The organism is Nocardioides salsibiostraticola (genome assembly GCF_054783655.1).
Genome location: NZ_BAAGQD010000027.1, coordinates 136987 through 152741, shown reverse-complemented (window position 1 = coordinate 152741; position 15755 = coordinate 136987). Strand labels below are relative to the sequence as shown.

Annotated in this window: 13 protein-coding genes; 6 read left to right on the top strand and 7 right to left on the bottom strand. The window is 68.6% G+C overall.

All coding sequences use genetic code 11. The features are described from left to right. The first annotated feature begins 45 nt into the window (after window positions 1-45). Window positions 46-1050, top strand: a complete 1005-nt coding sequence (locus ACYVLV_RS18535; RefSeq protein WP_460812606.1) for a TIGR03617 family F420-dependent LLM class oxidoreductase — start codon at window positions 46-48, stop codon at window positions 1048-1050. A 46-nt stretch (window positions 1051-1096) separates the two neighbouring features. Next, on the top strand, window positions 1097-2734 hold the full coding sequence (locus ACYVLV_RS18530) for a sensor histidine kinase (RefSeq protein WP_460812604.1): 1638 nt from the start codon (window positions 1097-1099) through the stop codon (window positions 2732-2734). A 24-nt stretch (window positions 2735-2758) separates the two neighbouring features. Here ACYVLV_RS18530 and ACYVLV_RS18525 read toward each other — a convergent pair whose 3' ends face one another. The 4 genes from ACYVLV_RS18525 to ACYVLV_RS18510 form a co-directional block, all read right to left on the bottom strand. Continuing rightward, complete coding sequence (locus ACYVLV_RS18525; RefSeq protein WP_460812602.1) at window positions 2759-3349, bottom strand: rhomboid family intramembrane serine protease; 591 nt, start codon at window positions 3347-3349, stop codon at window positions 2759-2761. Window positions 3350-3418: 69 nt separating this feature from the next. Then, complete coding sequence (locus tag ACYVLV_RS18520; protein ID WP_460812600.1) at window positions 3419-5593, bottom strand: arylsulfotransferase family protein; 2175 nt, start codon at window positions 5591-5593, stop codon at window positions 3419-3421. Window positions 5594-5733: 140 nt separating this feature from the next. After that, the gene (locus ACYVLV_RS18515; protein WP_460812598.1) at window positions 5734-6642 is read right to left on the bottom strand and encodes an LLM class flavin-dependent oxidoreductase; all 909 of its coding nucleotides are present in this window, start codon (window positions 6640-6642) and stop codon (window positions 5734-5736) included. Window positions 6643-6707: 65 nt separating this feature from the next. Beyond that, window positions 6708-7556, bottom strand: a complete 849-nt coding sequence (locus ACYVLV_RS18510; RefSeq protein WP_460812595.1) for a patatin-like phospholipase family protein — start codon at window positions 7554-7556, stop codon at window positions 6708-6710. A gap of 122 nt (window positions 7557-7678) precedes the next feature. On the opposite strand from ACYVLV_RS18510, the gene ACYVLV_RS18505 reads away from it, so the two are divergent. Genes ACYVLV_RS18505 through ACYVLV_RS18495 form a run of 3 tightly spaced genes read left to right on the top strand, consistent with a single transcriptional unit; the run spans window position 7679 to window position 10314 of the window. Beyond that, the gene (locus tag ACYVLV_RS18505) at window positions 7679-8446 is read left to right on the top strand and encodes a dihydrofolate reductase family protein (RefSeq protein WP_460813085.1); all 768 of its coding nucleotides are present in this window, start codon (window positions 7679-7681) and stop codon (window positions 8444-8446) included. Continuing rightward, complete coding sequence (locus ACYVLV_RS18500) at window positions 8443-9339, top strand: dihydropteroate synthase (protein ID WP_460812592.1); 897 nt, start codon at window positions 8443-8445, stop codon at window positions 9337-9339. Before ACYVLV_RS18505 ends, ACYVLV_RS18500 begins: the two co-directional genes overlap by 4 nt. A 57-nt stretch (window positions 9340-9396) precedes the next feature. Next, entirely contained in the window at window positions 9397-10314 is a 918-nt protein-coding gene (locus tag ACYVLV_RS18495) for an alpha/beta hydrolase (RefSeq protein WP_460812590.1), read from the top strand. Here the strand turns inward: ACYVLV_RS18495 and ACYVLV_RS18490 are convergent. Together ACYVLV_RS18490 and galE are read right to left on the bottom strand one after the other, a co-directional pair. Further along, window positions 10283-10909: a TetR/AcrR family transcriptional regulator gene (locus ACYVLV_RS18490; RefSeq protein ID WP_460812587.1), complete on the bottom strand. Its 627-nt coding sequence runs from the start codon at window positions 10907-10909 to the stop codon at window positions 10283-10285. The genes ACYVLV_RS18495 and ACYVLV_RS18490 overlap by 32 nt on opposite strands. Window positions 10910-11035: 126 nt before the next feature. Continuing rightward, complete coding sequence (gene galE / locus ACYVLV_RS18485; protein WP_460812583.1) at window positions 11036-12040, bottom strand: UDP-glucose 4-epimerase GalE; 1005 nt, start codon at window positions 12038-12040, stop codon at window positions 11036-11038. Between the two features lie 195 nt (window positions 12041-12235). Here galE and ACYVLV_RS18480 point away from each other — a divergent pair, with 195 nt between their 5' ends. Beyond that, window positions 12236-13687, top strand: a complete 1452-nt coding sequence (locus tag ACYVLV_RS18480; protein WP_460812581.1) for a sugar transferase — start codon at window positions 12236-12238, stop codon at window positions 13685-13687. A gap of 327 nt (window positions 13688-14014) precedes the next feature. On the opposite strand, the gene ACYVLV_RS18475 is transcribed toward ACYVLV_RS18480, so the two are convergent. Beyond that, window positions 14015-14791, bottom strand: coding sequence for a hypothetical protein (locus ACYVLV_RS18475; RefSeq protein WP_460812577.1), 777 nt, complete (start codon window positions 14789-14791; stop codon window positions 14015-14017). Between the last annotated feature and the right edge of the window lie 964 nt (window positions 14792-15755).

The window sequence follows — 15755 nt, the reverse complement described above, 5'->3', positions numbered from 1 at the left end:
CGCGGCTGACTAGAACTTGTTCTAATTACGCTCTAGGCTGCGGCCATGCTTCTCGACCTCCAACTCGACGCCCGCCCCGACCAGGCCGCGGCCCGGGCCCAGGAGTTGGCCGCGACCGGCGTGGCTGGCCTGTTCACCTTCGAGGGTCCCCACGACGTCTTCCTTCCCCTGGCCGCCGCCGCCGGGGTCACCGACGTGGACCTGATGACCAATGTGGCGATCGCGATGCCGCGCAGCCCCATGCACCTGGCCAACGCCGCCTGGGACCTGCAACTGATGACCCAGGGACGGTTCCGACTGGGCCTGGGATCGCAGATCCAGCCCCACATCGAGAAGCGGTACGGCGCCACGTGGAGTCCGCCCGCCGCCCGGATGCGGGAGATCGTGCTGGCCGTGAAGGCGATCCTGACCTCGTGGCAGGACGGCACCCGGCTGGACTTCCGCGGTGAGCACACCCGCCACACCCTGATGCCACCCACCTTCATCCCCGGGCCCAATCCCTTCGGGCGCCCCCCGGTGTTGCTCGGCGCGCTGGGGCCGCTGATGACGCGAACCGCCGCGGAGGTGGCCGACGGACTGCTCGTGATGCCCTTCCACAGCCACGCTCACCTGCAGGAGCGCACCCTCCCGGCCATCGAGGAGGGCCTGGCCCGGCGCGCCGACGACGCCGGGGACTTCACGATCTACCCGCAGGCGATCTGCGCCCTCGGGCGGACCGAGGAGGAGTTGGCCACCGCCACCCTCGCGGTGCGTGGCCTCCTGGCCTTCTACGCCTCCACCCCGGCGTACCGCTCCGTCCTGGACGTCGAGGGCTGGGGTGAGATCCAACCCGAGCTCAACACGCTGTCCAAGACCGGGGACATCATGGCGATGATGGATCTGATCACCGACGACATGATCGACACCATCGGCATCCGCGGCACTCCCGAGGAGTGCGCCGCCGAGATGCAACGCCGCTTCGGTGGGTTCGCGGACCGGGTCTGCACCTACTTCCCCGGTTACGACCCGGGTCACGAGCTGATCCACGACTTGGTCACATCGCTCAGATAGCCCACAAACGACTCCGAGATCGGGTCTGGTCGTGCAGACTTCAACCATGACGACCCTGGCCGCGCTACCGCAGACGCGTGTTGGCCGCGCGCCCTGGGTGGCGGCCGGCCTGCTGTTCGCAGTGACCGCTGTCCTGCTGATGAACCCGGACATGCCCGTGGGTCAACTGGACGCCTTCCTGCCCGCCTTCTTCGCGGTGGTCATCGTGGGCGACCTGCTGACCTCGGTCGTGCTCGTCGAGCACTATCGCGCCGGCGGCGGCCCGCGGTCCCTGGCCCTGTCGTGGGCCTACGTCTTCTCCGGCGGGGTGGTCATCCTCCACACCCTCGTCTTTCCCGGCGTGATCACCGAGACCGGCCTGTTCGGGGCCGCCCCGAGCAGTGCACCGTGGATGTGGGCGGCCACCCACGTCGGTTTCCCCATCCTCCTCGCCGTCGCCCTCGCCCCGTGGCCCGACCGGTTCGAGGGCTGGATCTCCCGGATCGACCGCCGGGCCCGACGCATCTTCGCCACCCACGCGGTCATCCTGGCGGTCGTCGCCGGTCTGGGACTCCTAGCGACCGTGGGTTCGGCCCGCCTCCCCGTCATCATCGTCGACGGCGATTACAGCATCCTGACCCAGACCTACGGCCCCTGGATCGGGGCGATCAACGTGCTGGCGTTGCTCGCCGCCGTTGCCGGGGTCGCCTCCCGTTCCGGACGGCAGCTCGGGGTCGAGACGTGGGCACTCGTGGCCGTGGCCGCCGCGGCCAGCGACGCCGGTCTGGTGCTGCTCGCGCAGGGCCGCTTCACCTCCGGGTGGTACGGCGCCCGCGCCATGGCCCTGACCGCCGCCATCGTGGTCCTGATCTCGATGCTCGTGGAGTCCGGGCGCCTCCAACGGCAGATGCAGACCTACGCCCGGCAACTGTCCCTGCAGAACGACGAACTTCTCGAGGCCCAGGGCCTGCGCGACCACCTCATCGCCGTGGTCACCCATGAGATGCGCACTCCACTCGGGGGGCTACGGGGCTACCTCGAGGTGCTCCATGACGGCGAACTGAACGGACCGTTGCCCGCCGAGATGGAGGGCCAACTGCCAGCAGGGGTACGCCGCGCCCAGGACCGCTGCCTGATGCTCACCCACCGCCTCACCCTGCTCACCGAGGACCTTCTGGCCGTCGCCAGTGCCAAGCACGGTGGCCTCGTGGTCCAACCCGCCGATGTCGACCTGGCCGGCGAGTTGAGCCTGTGCGCGGCGGGGTTCCCCGATCTCGACCTGCGCATCGACTGCAGCGACACGATCACGGTCCGGGTCGACCCCCTCCGCCTCCAGCAGATCCTGGCCAACCTGGTGACCAACGCCGCGAAGTACGGCACCGAGCCCATCACCCTGCACGCCGGGAGCCGCGACGGGATGGGACTGATCGAGGTCTCCGACGCCGGCACCGGGGTGCCGGAGGACTTCGTCCCGTACCTCTTCGAGCGTTACAGCCGCGCCCCGGGGGCCACCGCCACCGGCTCCGGTCTGGGACTGTCGGTCGTGCGGGACCTGCTCGACCTGCACGGGGGCTCGATCTCCTACGTCCCCGAGACCCACGTGTTCGAGGCGCTGCTGCCCTTGGCCGCGCCGGCTCTCAGCATCGTGCACGAGCCGGTCGCCCACCCGCCGACGAACGCATCGGACCAGTCCACGGCCTCGTAGCGGGACCGACCGGGTCCGCGGCGATCACTTCCGTCGCGAGGGCGTCCGGTCGCTGAGCATCGCGGCGGCCAGGCCACCGCCGATGGCCCCGAACAGGTGACCCTGCCAGGAGACTCCCGGTTGCCCGGGCAGGACCCCGAACAACAGTCCGCCATAGAGGAAGACCAGCACCAGGCCGAGGATGATCTGGCCTGCGTTGCGGGTGAAGGCGCCCCGCACGATGAGGTAGACCAACCATCCGAACACCAGCACCGAGGCGCCCAGGTGCACCTCGTTGCCCGGTGCGATCAGCCAGACCCCGATCCCGCCGACGACCCAGATGATCGCGGTGGCCGTCCACCCCTGCGAGATCCCGGAGACGAACACCAGGAAGCCCAGCACGATGACCGGCAACGTGTTGCTCACCAGATGGTCGAACCCGGCGTGCAGCACCGGCGCGAACAGGATGCCGACCAGACCCTCGTCCGACCGGGGCTGGACGCCGTACTGGTCCAGGGAGCGCGGTAGGACGGCGTCCACGATCTCCAGGACCCACAGCAGGGCCACGAAGGCTCCCACGTGGACTCCGGCGCGGACCCAGGTGGCGGGTTCGTGGGCGGTACGCGTGCTGCTCATGGGTCCAGTCTGGCCTGCGCGCCCAACTCGTCGGGCGGAAGCGGCGCGGGCCCCATCTTCAGCCCCTCGTCAGCCGATCGCCTTCAGCACGTGCGACATCCGGTCTCCGGCTCCGGGCTCCGAGACCGAGGACGTCTTGACGACCTGGCGCCACCGGTCACCGCGGGAGACCCGGTTGAGGCGCTTGCTCTTGATGACGAGCTTCGCGGTGCGGCCCGGGGCGACGGCTCCGGTGCGGTAGGTGCCCTTCTTGACCTGCTGGGTGACGTTGCGGCCACCGACGAAGAACTTGGCCACGAAACCCTTACGACGCGGTGCGGCCTGCACGGTGAAGGAGTCGGCGGCGTTGCCGTCGTTCTGGACCTTCACCACGGTGCGGACCGTGCCGTTGATGTCCGGGATGCGGCGTACGACGCGCTGCCCGGTCGCGCCGTAGCGGTCGTTGCCGACGAAACCGTTCCCGGGGATCTTCATCCGCAGGTCCGGCTGGTAGTCCCCGATCACGGTGTAGGTCCGTCGCACGGTGGTGGAGTTGCCCGCGCCGTCGGTGGCGGTGGTGGTGAACTCCTTGGTCCCGGCGCTCGAGGTGTCGAGGAGCTCCCCGGAACCGGTGCAGGACTGGAGGGTCGACCCGCCGACGTCGGTGCAGGTCGCGGCGGCGTACACCTGCTGTCCGAGCTCATAGGTGGCGCCGACCCCCGGGGTGAAGACGGCGACCTCGGGGTCGATGGCGTCGAGGTCCTCGGCCGCCGGGAACGGGGTGGACCGGTAGGTGGCGTACCGCTTGCTGGCTTCGGGCTCGTCGTGCTGGACCTCCCACAGCACCTCACCCGTCGGGTCGATCTCGGCGGCGACGGCCTGCCGGATGGCGGCGTACCCGATCAGGGTGTTGCCGTTGTCCAAACGGATCGCGCCCCCGGCGAAGAGACCGAAGTAGCCCGGGCTGTAGTCCCACACCAGGGTGGCCGTCTCCTGGGTGGCGGGGTCGGTGTCGACCTCGCCGAGGTCGTACTCGGTGACACGGGTGCTGCCCCGGGCGACCGTGTCGCCCTCTGGGTCGGCCGGGTCGATGCACAGGACCGGACCGAAGCCCGAGACCGAGCCGTTGTCGTAGATCAGGATGTTGCCGTTGGGCAGTTCGGATGCGGTGTGTTGGGCGCACGGTCCGCCGGGGAACGGGTCGTCGGCGAAGTCGAAGTCGCTGTTGCGGCCCCCGAGGCGCCAGACGACATCGCCGGGGGCGAAGCCGTCGTGGGCGGTCCTGGCGATCTTCAGCACCGAGGAGGTGTGGCGGAAGGAGGCGAGGAAGTCCCCGTCGGCCATCTCGACGAGCGAGTTGATGTGGGCGTAGTCGCCTGCGTTCGCGGTCGGGTGGACCGTCTCGTCGAGCAGGTCCTCCCGACTGTTCCACTCGAAGACGATGTTGCCGGCCGGGTCGAGCTCCTGGATGACGGCGTCGGTCAGGTCGGCTGCGGCGTCGTACTCGTAGGCGAGCAGCACCGCCGACCCGTCCGGTCGCAGGATCGAGTCGTGGTTGTCGGTGTTGACCAGACCGACCGTTTCGTGGCGATCGACCTCGGTGAAGGTGCGGTCGAGTTCGACCAGGGTGGCGCCGGTCCGACCGGGGGAGCTGGTCAACCGCGAGGCGGAGTACGACCCGTTGGGCTGGACCTTGAGGTCGATGACCCCTTCCGCGGAGGCCAGCACGTGTGCGGGCACGGCGTTGCCGTCCACGACGGTTTCGAAAGAGGCACCACCGTTGCCGAAACGGTTCAGGGTGAGACCGACCAGGCCGGGGGCGCGTCCGGGCTTCTCGGCGACCGTGGTGGTCAGCTCGGGGAACTCCTCGGGCAGGAACACGAACGCGTACGCCGCCGACTCGGCACCGTCCTGCACGATCACCGACACCTCGTCCCCGGGCTCGAGGCCGGTCACGTCGGTGGGGCCGGCGCTCGGCCAGCCGTTGATCAGGACCGCGGCGCCGGGCCCGGCGCTCACCTCGACCGTGACGGCACCATCGGTGGTGGGACCGGTGGTGATCGCGTAGCGAGACACGGCCGAGTCGAAGTCGGGGTACGTCGCCACCCCGACCCCCGTCACGCTGATACCGGTCACGGCCACCGCGGGCAGAGCACTGCTCACGACCGGCGCCGCCGCGGCCCCGCCACCGGCGAAGACCACCGCCGTCGGTAGCGCCAGAACTGCGGTCACGGCTGCGCTCAACACGGCTACGCGTCGGATCATCGAGTCCCTCCCCAGGGTCACATCGTCGGCAGGATCGGTGCCGACTCCACGAGGGTAGGTCAGATCACCGACACCCGCTGATCAACCTCGCGTGACGACCGAAACCGCTGTCCCCCGAGCGTGACCCTCTAGTCCACCCGCTAGCCCACGACGGCGGCGATCTCCGCCACCTGGCGCACGTCACTGGAGGTGGGGATCAGCTGCACCTCGTGGGCGCCCACGTCGGCCAACCGGTCCAGGAGGGTGCGCAACTGGGTCGGCGTACCGGCGAATCCGGTGGTGGGGGCCATCGCGTCGACCCACTCGACCGGTAGCCAATTCATGTAGTGGCGCAGGTGGCGGTGGATCTGGTCGCGGGCCCGCTCCGCTCCCCCGGCTCCGCCGTCGTCCAGGGCGACCCAGAAGGAGGTGGTCAGCCGTGGCGGCGGGCGGCCGGCGTCCGCCCAGGCGCTGCGGGTCAGGTCGAACAGTGCGCCGACGGCAGCGACGTCGAGGTCGAGGGTGACGCCCGCGAGCCCGTCGGCCCAGTCCGCGGAATGCCGGATCGTCTTGGGTCCCAGGGTGCCGACCATCAGCTCCGGGCCGTTCGTCTGGTGGGACGGCGGCCCAACGGGGAGTACGGCGTCCACGACCCTCTCGCCGGACCACACCCGGCGCATGGTGGCGACCCGGTCGGCCAGCTGCGCCATGGTGCGCGTGGAGAGATCGGCGCCCGCCGCCCGGTAGTCCTCCTCGCGCCCACCCACGCCCAGCGCGACGCTGAGTCGTCCCCGACTGAGCTGGTCGGCGGTGGCCAACGACTTGGCCAGCAGCACCGGGTCGTGGAACTGCGGCACGATCACCGTCGTGGCGATCCGGACCCGGGAGGTCCAGGCCGCGACGGCGCCCAGCAGGGTCAGGGTCTCGGGGTTGTCGAAGGCCATCCGCTCCCCGAAGCACACCGAGGCAAAGGGGCCGGCATCGATCGCGCGCGACCAGGCTTCGAGCACCGCGGGCCCGTCGCCCCACAGGTCGGGCTCCATCACGGGCAGGGTCAGGCCGATCTCCATGGCCGCACTCTGGCAGACGGCGCCCCCGCGGCGGGCGCCTTCCGGACGATCAGCGATCGGCGAGGTCAGAGCCGGTGCAGGTCCTCCAGCAGGTACGCCTGGTCACCGCTCGGGGGCGCGGCGGCCAACCAGGCCTTCGTCGAGCCGTAGGCCCGCTCGATCAGCTCGGCGGCCCGGCTGAAGTCGGTGGGGCTGACGTCCAGCGGGCACAGCGGCGGCACCACGCGCAGGTCGTAGGTGTCCTGGAACTCCTCGATGTCGCGCTGCAGTCGCCGGTTGATGAGCAGGCTCACCGAGTGCAGGACGATGGCGAGCGCACCGGTCGGCGCCTCGTCCAACCCGCAGGCGATCCCCGCCGGCAGCACCCAGATCGTGTCGGCCCCGCTGTCGATGGCGTGCGAGATGGGGGTGTTGTTGACGACGCCGCCGTCGATGTACGGCGTGTCGTCGATCTCGATCGGCGGGTACACCCCCGGGATGGCCGCGCTGGCCAGCACCGCCTCGACACTGTCCCCGGTCGACAGGGGGTTGTCGACACCGGTGAGCAGGTTGGTAGCGACGACCTGGAGCGGGATCGGGGCGTCCTCGAGACGCTCGAACTCGACGTACCGGCTCACGATCTTGCGCAGCCCCGAGATCGGGACCAGGTTGTCGCGGCGGCCCAGGAATCCGAGCAGACCGCCGAACAGGTCGATGGGGAACACGTCCGAGCGCCGCATCTGCACCCAGACGTCCGCCAACTCCTCCACGCCCTCGGGGCTCCACCGGCTCGACATGAAGGCCCCGTTCAGGGCGCCCACCGACGTACCGACGATGAAATCGGGGCGTACCCCGTCCTCGACCAACGCGCGAAGCATCCCGACCTGTACGGCGCCGAGGTTCGCGCCGCCTGACAACACCACGGCAGTGACCATGGGTCGAGCCTAGGGCGCGTCGGGGCGGCGGTGACCTGGCAACCCAATCGGGCGCCGGTTCGGTACCTCACGCACCGCCACCCCGCCCCAGCCACACCCCCACTAGATTCGTAGGCGTGAAGATGATCCTGGGACCGAGCACCGGAGACCTGACCCCCGACGAGGTGGCCGACGCCTACCCGTGGCCGGCCGACGCCCGGTGGGTGCGCGCGATGATGGTCACCACCCTCGACGGGGCCGCCGCAGGACCCGACGGCCTGAGCGGATCGATCTCCTCCTCGGTCGACCGCGACGTGTTCGACGCCGTACGCCGCTTCGCCGACGTCGTCCTGGTCGGCGGCGGAACCTTCCGCGCAGAGGGCTACGGCCCGATGACCGCCAAGGAGGGCGACGCCGAACGCCGCAAGAAGGCCGGCCAGTCCGCCGCCCCCACCCTGGCCATCGTCAGCGGGTCGCTGAATCTCGACTGGGACAGCCCGACCTTCGCCGAGAGCACCCACCGGCCGATCGTGTTCACCGGCCCGATGGCCGACCACCCCGCCGACTCCAAGACCCTGGCCCGCGCCGAGGCCACCTGCGACATCATCTCGGCCCGCGAACCGCACGTGTCGCCCACCTTCATCGTCGACCAACTCACCCAACGCGGCCTGCGCCGCATCGTGTGCGAGGGCGGACCGAGCCTGCTGGAAGGAATGGTTGCCGCCGACCTCCTCGACGAAGCCGACATCACCCTGTCCCCCGTCTTCGCCGGCACCGCCCAGACCCCACGCACCGACGCACTCGAGGAGGTCAGCGGCTTCGACCTCGCCCACGTCCTGACCGCCGAGGGCTTCCTGATGAACCGGTACGTCAAGCCCACCTCGGACGTCACCACGAATGACACCGCGTGATCGATCTGCGCTCCCTGGCCCGCCTGGCCGCGACGTACGCCGACGACCTCGACCACGATGTCGCCCCCCTCCAGATCGGCGACCGCAGCATCGACACCGACACCGAGCCGGCGCTGATGGGCGTGATCAACCTGTCGCGCGACTCGACGTACCGCACCAGCATCTCGACCACGCATGAGAGCGCGATCCGACGCGGCCGCACCCTGACCGCCCAGGGCGCCCACTGCGTCGACCTCGGCGCCGAGTCGACCCTGCCCACCTCCGCTCGGGTCGACGCCGACGAGCAGAACTCCCGGGTCGTCCCCGTCATCGAGGCGCTCAGCGCCGAGGGCATCGCGGTGTCCATCGAGAGCTACGAGACCGAGACCGTCCGCGCCGGCCTGCGCGCCGGGGCCCGGCTAGTGAACCTCACCGGGTCCGTGGACGACGACGCCATGTTCGACCTCGCCGCGGAGTACGACGCCACCGTGGTCCTCTGCCATGTGTACGGCGGCCACGCCCGCGCCCTGGACACCACCGAGGTGGAGGCCGACCCGGTCCCGATGATGCTCGACCAGTTCGCCGTCCGCGTCGAGAACGCCCGCACCCGCGGCGTACGCCACCTGACGATCGACCCCGGCATCGGCTTCCAGTTCCGCCAACTCACCGACCCCGTCAACCGGATCCGCCACCAGGGCCAGGTGCTGATCAACTCCTTCCGCCTACGGCGCCTCGGCCTGCCGATCTGCCACGCCCTGCCGCACGCCATCGACCTGTTCGAGGAGGAGATGCTCCAGGGCGAGGGCTTCTTCGCGGTCCTCGCGAGCCTCGGCGGCACCGGGATGTACCGCACCCACGAGGTCCCCCAGGTCGCGGCCGTCCTCCGCTCGATGCACACCCTCGCCGTCGACTGAGCCGACCAACCGGGACGCCACCCATCCCACCCAGCACAAGAGGGCTAGATTCCAGCCATGTCTGTTGACCCGGGAATCGCCGTCCTGCTCGACCTCATCGCCAACTCGGGCTACCCGCCCATCCACGAGGCCACTGTCGAGGAGGCCCGCGCGGGCTTCCGGGCCATGACGTGCGACGGGGTGACCCCCGACCAGGTGGTCGCGGTGGGTTCGGTGGAGAAGGCCGACGCCGACGGCGTACCCGCCCGCATCTATCGCCCCACCGGCGAGGGCCCGTTCCCGACGATGGTCTACATCCACGGTGGCGGGTTTGTGATCGGCGACCTCGACACCCACGACCAGACCTGCCGCCGGATCTGCGCCGGCGCGGACACGGTCGTGGTCTCGATCGACTACCGCCTCGCCCCCGAGCACCTGTTCCCCGCCGCGGTCGAGGACACCCTGACCGCCGTGGACTGGGCCGCTGCGAACCTCGCCACCCTGGGCGGCAACGACGTCCTGGCCGTCGGAGGCGACAGCGCCGGAGGCAACCTCTCGGCGTACGCCGCCCAGGCGCGTCCCGACACGGTGACCGCGCAGGTGCTCATCTACCCCGCCACCCACGTGGTGGGCGACTACGCCTCACGGGCGGAGAACGCGACCGGCTACTTCCTGGAGTCCGCGACGATGGAGTGGTTCTTCACCAAGTACCTCGGGGACAACGCCGACGTCGACCTGAACGAGGCCCGCCTCTCCCCCATCTTCGGCGAACTCGCCGGAGTGGGGCGCGCGATCGTGGTCACCGCACAGTACGACCCCCTGCGCGACGAGGGTGAGGCGTACGCCGACACCCTGGAGGCGGCGGGGGTCGAGGTCGACCGCACCCGCTACGACGCCATGATCCACGGCTTCATCGACATGGGGCCGCTGAGCCCCGCGGCCGCCGAGGCGACCGATGATCTGGTCAGGCGGATTTCTGCGCTGCTGCACCGCTGAGCAGGAAGTCGACCGTACGCCGCGCGCGGGCGGCCAGGTCCTCGTCGCTCATCGGGTCGGCCTCGCTGTCCAGGCGCAGGGCCTGCATCGTGATCGACCCGCACACGCCGTGCACCAGGTCGTCGCAGTCGACGCGGGGGTCGAGCTCGCCGCGCTCCACGGCGCGGTCGAACATGGGACGGATGCCCTCCAGGCGACCCCAGAACATCTCCTCGCTGGTCGCGCGCCACGGTGAGTCGATCGCCGTGGCGTCGACGGCCAGTCGCAGCGAGGCCCACCCGGTGGGACCGGTGTAGAGGCGGAAGAGGTTCAGCGCCAGGGACTCCAGGTCGCCGCGCAGGGACCCGGTGTCCACCGCGCACACGGACTCGGAGTGGCTGGTGACCGCCTCGAGCAGCAGGGTGTTCTTGTCGGTCCACCGCAGATAGAGCGTGGATTTGCCGACCTTGGCCCGGCGGGCCACGCCGTCCATGGTGAACCCGGCCCAGCCGCGGTCGGCGTACTCCTCCAGAGCAGCCTTGAGTACGCGTGCATCGGCGCCGGGGGTCCGGGGTCGCCCGCGACCGCGGCTCTTCGTCTGTGTTGAAGTGGTCATGGAAAAAGTAGAACAGCGTGACGAGGGTATTCGGGGAAGTTCACAAGACCTTACGATCTCGTCCCTATATCACGGGGCCTTGGTTCTGGCCAGGGTTGAACACCACAGAAAAAACCGTCGTTACCGCTACTCGTATCCGAGGATCTCTTGGCGCTTCGCCCCCCAGGCGAGCGCGGAGGCGATGGCGTCGTCCAGCGACAACTCGCTGCGCCACCCGAGCAGTTCGGCGGACTTGTCCACGTTCGCGAACGCTCCGACGGCGTCGCCGGGACGCGGCGGGGCCTCGGCGACGGGCACCTTCGAGCCGAAGACGGCCTCGAAGGAGGAGACCAGTTCCCGCACGGTCACCCCCTCCCCGGTGCCGACATTGATCACCGTGCTGGTCGACCCGACGGTGGCCAGCACCTGATCGAACTGTTCGACCGCGCGCACGTGGGCGCGCGCGAGGTCCCAGACGTGGACGTAGTCGCGGATGCCGGTGCCGTCGCGGGTGGGGTGCTCGACCCCGGTGATGGTGAAGGCGTCCTTCTGGCCGCGGGCGGCCATCACGAGCTGACCCAGCACGTGGGAGGGCTCGCGGACGTAGATGCCGGACTCGAGGTCCGGGTCGGAGCCGATGGGGTTGAAGTAGCGCAGGATGATCGCGCGCAGGTCGGTGGCGGCGGCCAGGTCGGTCAGGACCATCTCCATGACGCGTTTGGTGCGGGCGTACGGCGAGGCGGGGTCCAGCGGGTCGACCTCGGTGACCTCGAAGTCGTCCTTGGTGGCGTAGAGGCTGGCCGAGGAGGAGAACAGCACCCGCGGCATCCCCAGGGCGGTCAGTTCGTCGAACATGTCCAGGGACTTGGCGACGTTGTTCTGGTAGTACTCGTAGGGCTTCTCCATCGACTCCGGTACGACGATCAGCGCGGCCATGTGGATCGTCGCGTCGATGTCGGGGTGCTCGGCGGCGATGCGGCCCAGCAGCTCGCGGTCGGCGATGTCGCCCTCGTAGAAGATCCGATCCTTGACGAAGACCCGCGGTCCGGACTCCAGGGAGTCCAGGACGACCGGCGTGTGCCCGGCCTCCTCGAGGGCCTTGCAGGTGATGGAACCGATATAGCCGGCGCCGCCGGTGACCAGGATCTTCATGCGCGGCAGCCTAGTCGGAACCCGCGATGTTGCCGAGGAGTGGATCATTCGTGACCCATCTGAGCACCCAATGCACCCTCATCGTGGCCCGAACCGCTCTAAGATGGATGTTGAATCAGGTGCCCTCACCGCCGATTAAACGTCTGTCATCTCAGACTGGCATCGTGAGGGGCAGCGAACCAGTGTGAGGACACGATGACCATTCTTGAGGAACTGCGGGCCCGCAGTGACACGAGAACACCCTCACGAGCTTTGCGCTACCTGCCCGCCACCGCGTTCCTGGTCGATCTGATCATCATCGTGACCTGCGTGTCGGCCGCCGTGATCGGCCGGTCACGGTGGCAGATCTTCGAGGTCGACACCCGGGTCGATGAGTTCGTGGGGATCTTCGCGATCGTCACCGTGCTGCTGTGGATGGCGATCAACCTCGGCTTCGGCGCCTACGCGACCAGCGTGTTCGTGGCCGGACCCGATGAGTACAAACGCATCACGCGCGCCACCCTGTTCACCTTCGGCTTCCTCGGGGTCGCCTGCTTCCTGGCCAAGTTCCCCCTGGCCCGCGGGTTCTACGTCCTGGCCTTCGCCTTCGGTCTGCCGGCCATCGTGCTGGGCCGACTGTTGTTGCGGCGTACCGTCCACCGCGCGCACCGGCGCGGGCACCTGCTCAGCCGGGTCCTGATCGCCGGGTCCGCCACCCACATCGACGAGATCGCCGGCGTCCTGCGCCGCGAGTCCTGGCTCGGCTACGACCTCCTGGGGGCGCTGACCCCGGCCGGTTCGGAGCCGACCACCCACGGCGGCGTACCCGTGATCGGCACGACCGACGAGATCCTCTGCCAGGTCGAGGCCCTGAAACCCGACATCGTGTTCTTCGCAGGTGGGGCGGTCAAGACCTCCGAGGACCTACGTCGCCTCGCTTATGAGTTGGCCAAGGCCGACGTCCAACTGGTCGTCGCCCCCAGCGTGACCGACGTGAGCAGCGACCGGGTCCGGATCCGCCCGGTCGGCGGCCTCCCCCTGATCCACGTCGACCCGCCGCGGGCCAGCGGGATCTCCCAGGTCGCCAAACGTCTCTTCGACATCGTGGGCTCCTTCCTCGCGATCGTCGTGTTCAGCCCGATCCTGCTCGGCATCGCCCTGTGGGTACGCCGCGACGACGGCCCCGCCCTGTTCCGCCAGACCCGCGTCGGCAAGGGCGGAGGCGAGTTCGCCTGCCTGAAGTTCCGCAGCATGGTCACCAACGCCGAGGAACTCCTCGCCGACCTCCACGCCGCCGCCGGCTACGAACGCGGCCTGTTCAAGATGCACGACGACCCCCGCATCACCGGCGCCGGCCGCTTCCTGCGGAAGTACTCCCTCGACGAACTGCCCCAACTGTTCAACGTCCTGCGCGGCGAGATGAGCCTGGTCGGCCCCCGCCCCCCGCTGCCCGCCGAGGTCGCGCAGTACGAGAAGCACGTCGAGCGCCGCCTCGACGTCCGCCCCGGCCTCACCGGCCTGTGGCAGGTCTCCGGACGATCCGACCTCACCTGGGAGGAAGCCGTACGGCTGGACCTCTACTACGTCGACAACTGGTCGATGCTCCAGGACCTCAACATCATCGCCAAGACTGTTCGGGTTGTGTTGACGTCTGACGGTGCGTACTAGTTGGTTGCCAACTGGCGGCGCTAATCGCCTGCCCAAAGTCTCGGCGGCTCCCATAAACGGATAGCGTCTCCGCCCGTGCGCAGGATCGGGGTAAAGGAAAGAGCCTTGCTGAAACGACTTGCCCGGGTCTTTCAGCAAGGTGCCCGTGCGTCGAGGCGCGAACACCCTCCTTTACGCCCCGTTCCCCGTAACAGGACTGCTCGATGATGGCCGCTTCGCATCAGGTGCACTTCCACGGATGCTAGTGGAGTTGCCTAGAGAGTCCTTGGTGGGTCGGGCGGCCCCTACTCGCAATGCGGAATTCCAGGATGTTCCGCCGGCGTTCGGTTAGGGCGTCACCAGTGCGCGGGCATGAGCCGGGCCGACCAACCGCTCGCAGTCAGGCATCCACTTGGCCTGCACGAAGTCCTCGTAGAAGTCAATGGCTGCCACCGCAGGAGTGATGGCTGCATCATCGTTGTCCTTGAGATAGTTGCTGAACCACGTGACGACTGACCGTTTGAGTTCATCTTGCGCTTCGCCTTCTGCAAGGGGCTCTACGACGGTGTTCGCCATCGCCGTCAGAACCTTCTTTCCGTAGGCGTCGCTCGATGGATCGACGCCCCAAGGCACCTCTGGGATGAGGCTGTGGTATTGAGCGCGGACGCTTCCGCGGAGCACGTCCAACAGAGCGAAAAGTCTTGACGATTCTGCTTCATCAGCGCCGGTAGCTCTGACCAAGGCGCGGAACTCACCAGCTGCACCGGCCAGCTTGTAGTCGATTTCATGGGCGCGCCTTTCCCCAGAGCCTCTTTCGTTTAACAACCACGCGAAGCGCGCTGACACCAAGGCGGCGTTGTCGTCTTCGCCCATGCCGGGGTCGGCCCACCATGTGCGGACGTCCCCGTACTGCTCCTTCCAGTAAACTTGCAGAGCAGCCCGGTACTCACCGAGTAGTGACTCAATCTGAGCGGCCTTCTCCAGGACTCGGTCAGCGCGACCGGACCGATACTCGAGCTCTGAGCGGACAACTGTCTTGCGGGCGATATTCACGGCCATTAGTCCAAGAACGGTGGCGACGGTAACTCCAGCAGCGGCGGCGAGAGCGGAAATCGGTTCCCACATACGTGGTCACATCCTGTCGGGGGGGGTGGGGGGATGCGCGATCGTCTGAGGACCGTGCACGTGTTCGGATCTTCCTTGGCCGCGCAGGGCCGGTGATGCCAGTCGCTCCATTCGGTGGCCGACGCTAGGCCGGGAGCAAGACCGTCGGTGAGCGTGGCGACAATGGCACGGACGCCAGGCTGCACATACTGATGGTGGTCTGAATGCGGGTCTTCATCGGCTGGGAGCCCATTCGTGGCCCCACCGTTTGACGGATCCGGCAGGCTTCCATCGAAGGGTTCTACTTCGACCTGATCAGGTCATCTTGGACCACCGGCGTCGGTATGGCTAGGGCCCACTCCAAGCCCCGATCTATTGCTCGGCTCCCAGTCAACGCAGATTGTCTTCGCGTTTCTGGCCAAACCTGGGACTCGACCGGCACCCGGCGGTTGGATCCGAATCCCTTAGAGATCGTGTGGCGCTTCTAGCCAAGCGGTTGTTCGTCTCGTGGTGCGGCACGACGGTGCGGTGCTGATCGCCGAAGGACTGTACTCGTTCGCCGATCACAACCACCCCGCGTATAGAGCCGAGTGCCGCTGGTCGGCTGGTCTGCTGGTCCAGTGCCAGGAAAGTGGTCCGCACACCGAACTTCCCCGACGCCCCACTGCGTATCAAGTCCCGGAACACCCAACGTGCAAGGATCCGGGCGTGGCGAAACAGCGGGTTGAAGCGACCGAGGATGAGCGGCGAGCCATCGAGAATGCTGTCGACGCCGGAGACATGCCGAGAGCCCGTGAGTTAATCGCCGCCGTCCGTCGACGGCGGACCAAACCGGGGGTCAAGAAGGCGCGCGCTCGCAACCCGCCGAAACGGACATCCCTCGGGGTAGAGACAGCACCGGCCCAACCCACGGCTTCCCGACGCCGTAACGATGCGACGCGTTCACCTCTCGCATCACGAAAAACGACTAGGTCCAGGCTGTGTC

What these genes read in the sequence shown, in the direction of transcription:
- ACYVLV_RS18535 (WP_460812606.1), top strand. Translation starts at nt 46, where the DNA reads ATGCTTCTCGACCTCCAACTCGACGCCCGCCCCGACCAGGCCGCGGCC.
- ACYVLV_RS18530 (WP_460812604.1), top strand. Translation starts at nt 1,097, where the DNA reads ATGACGACCCTGGCCGCGCTACCGCAGACGCGTGTTGGCCGCGCGCCC.
- ACYVLV_RS18525 (WP_460812602.1), bottom strand. Translation starts at nt 3,349, where the DNA reads ATGAGCAGCACGCGTACCGCCCACGAACCCGCCACCTGGGTCCGCGCC.
- ACYVLV_RS18520 (WP_460812600.1), bottom strand. Translation starts at nt 5,593, where the DNA reads ATGATCCGACGCGTAGCCGTGTTGAGCGCAGCCGTGACCGCAGTTCTG.
- ACYVLV_RS18515 (WP_460812598.1), bottom strand. Translation starts at nt 6,642, where the DNA reads ATGGAGATCGGCCTGACCCTGCCCGTGATGGAGCCCGACCTGTGGGGC.
- ACYVLV_RS18510 (WP_460812595.1), bottom strand. Translation starts at nt 7,556, where the DNA reads ATGGTCACTGCCGTGGTGTTGTCAGGCGGCGCGAACCTCGGCGCCGTA.
- ACYVLV_RS18505 (WP_460813085.1), top strand. Translation starts at nt 7,679, where the DNA reads ATGATCCTGGGACCGAGCACCGGAGACCTGACCCCCGACGAGGTGGCC.
- ACYVLV_RS18495 (WP_460812590.1), top strand. Translation starts at nt 9,397, where the DNA reads ATGTCTGTTGACCCGGGAATCGCCGTCCTGCTCGACCTCATCGCCAAC.
- ACYVLV_RS18490 (WP_460812587.1), bottom strand. Translation starts at nt 10,909, where the DNA reads ATGACCACTTCAACACAGACGAAGAGCCGCGGTCGCGGGCGACCCCGG.
- galE (WP_460812583.1), bottom strand. Translation starts at nt 12,040, where the DNA reads ATGAAGATCCTGGTCACCGGCGGCGCCGGCTATATCGGTTCCATCACC.
- ACYVLV_RS18480 (WP_460812581.1), top strand. Translation starts at nt 12,236, where the DNA reads ATGACCATTCTTGAGGAACTGCGGGCCCGCAGTGACACGAGAACACCC.
- ACYVLV_RS18475 (WP_460812577.1), bottom strand. Translation starts at nt 14,791, where the DNA reads ATGTGGGAACCGATTTCCGCTCTCGCCGCCGCTGCTGGAGTTACCGTC.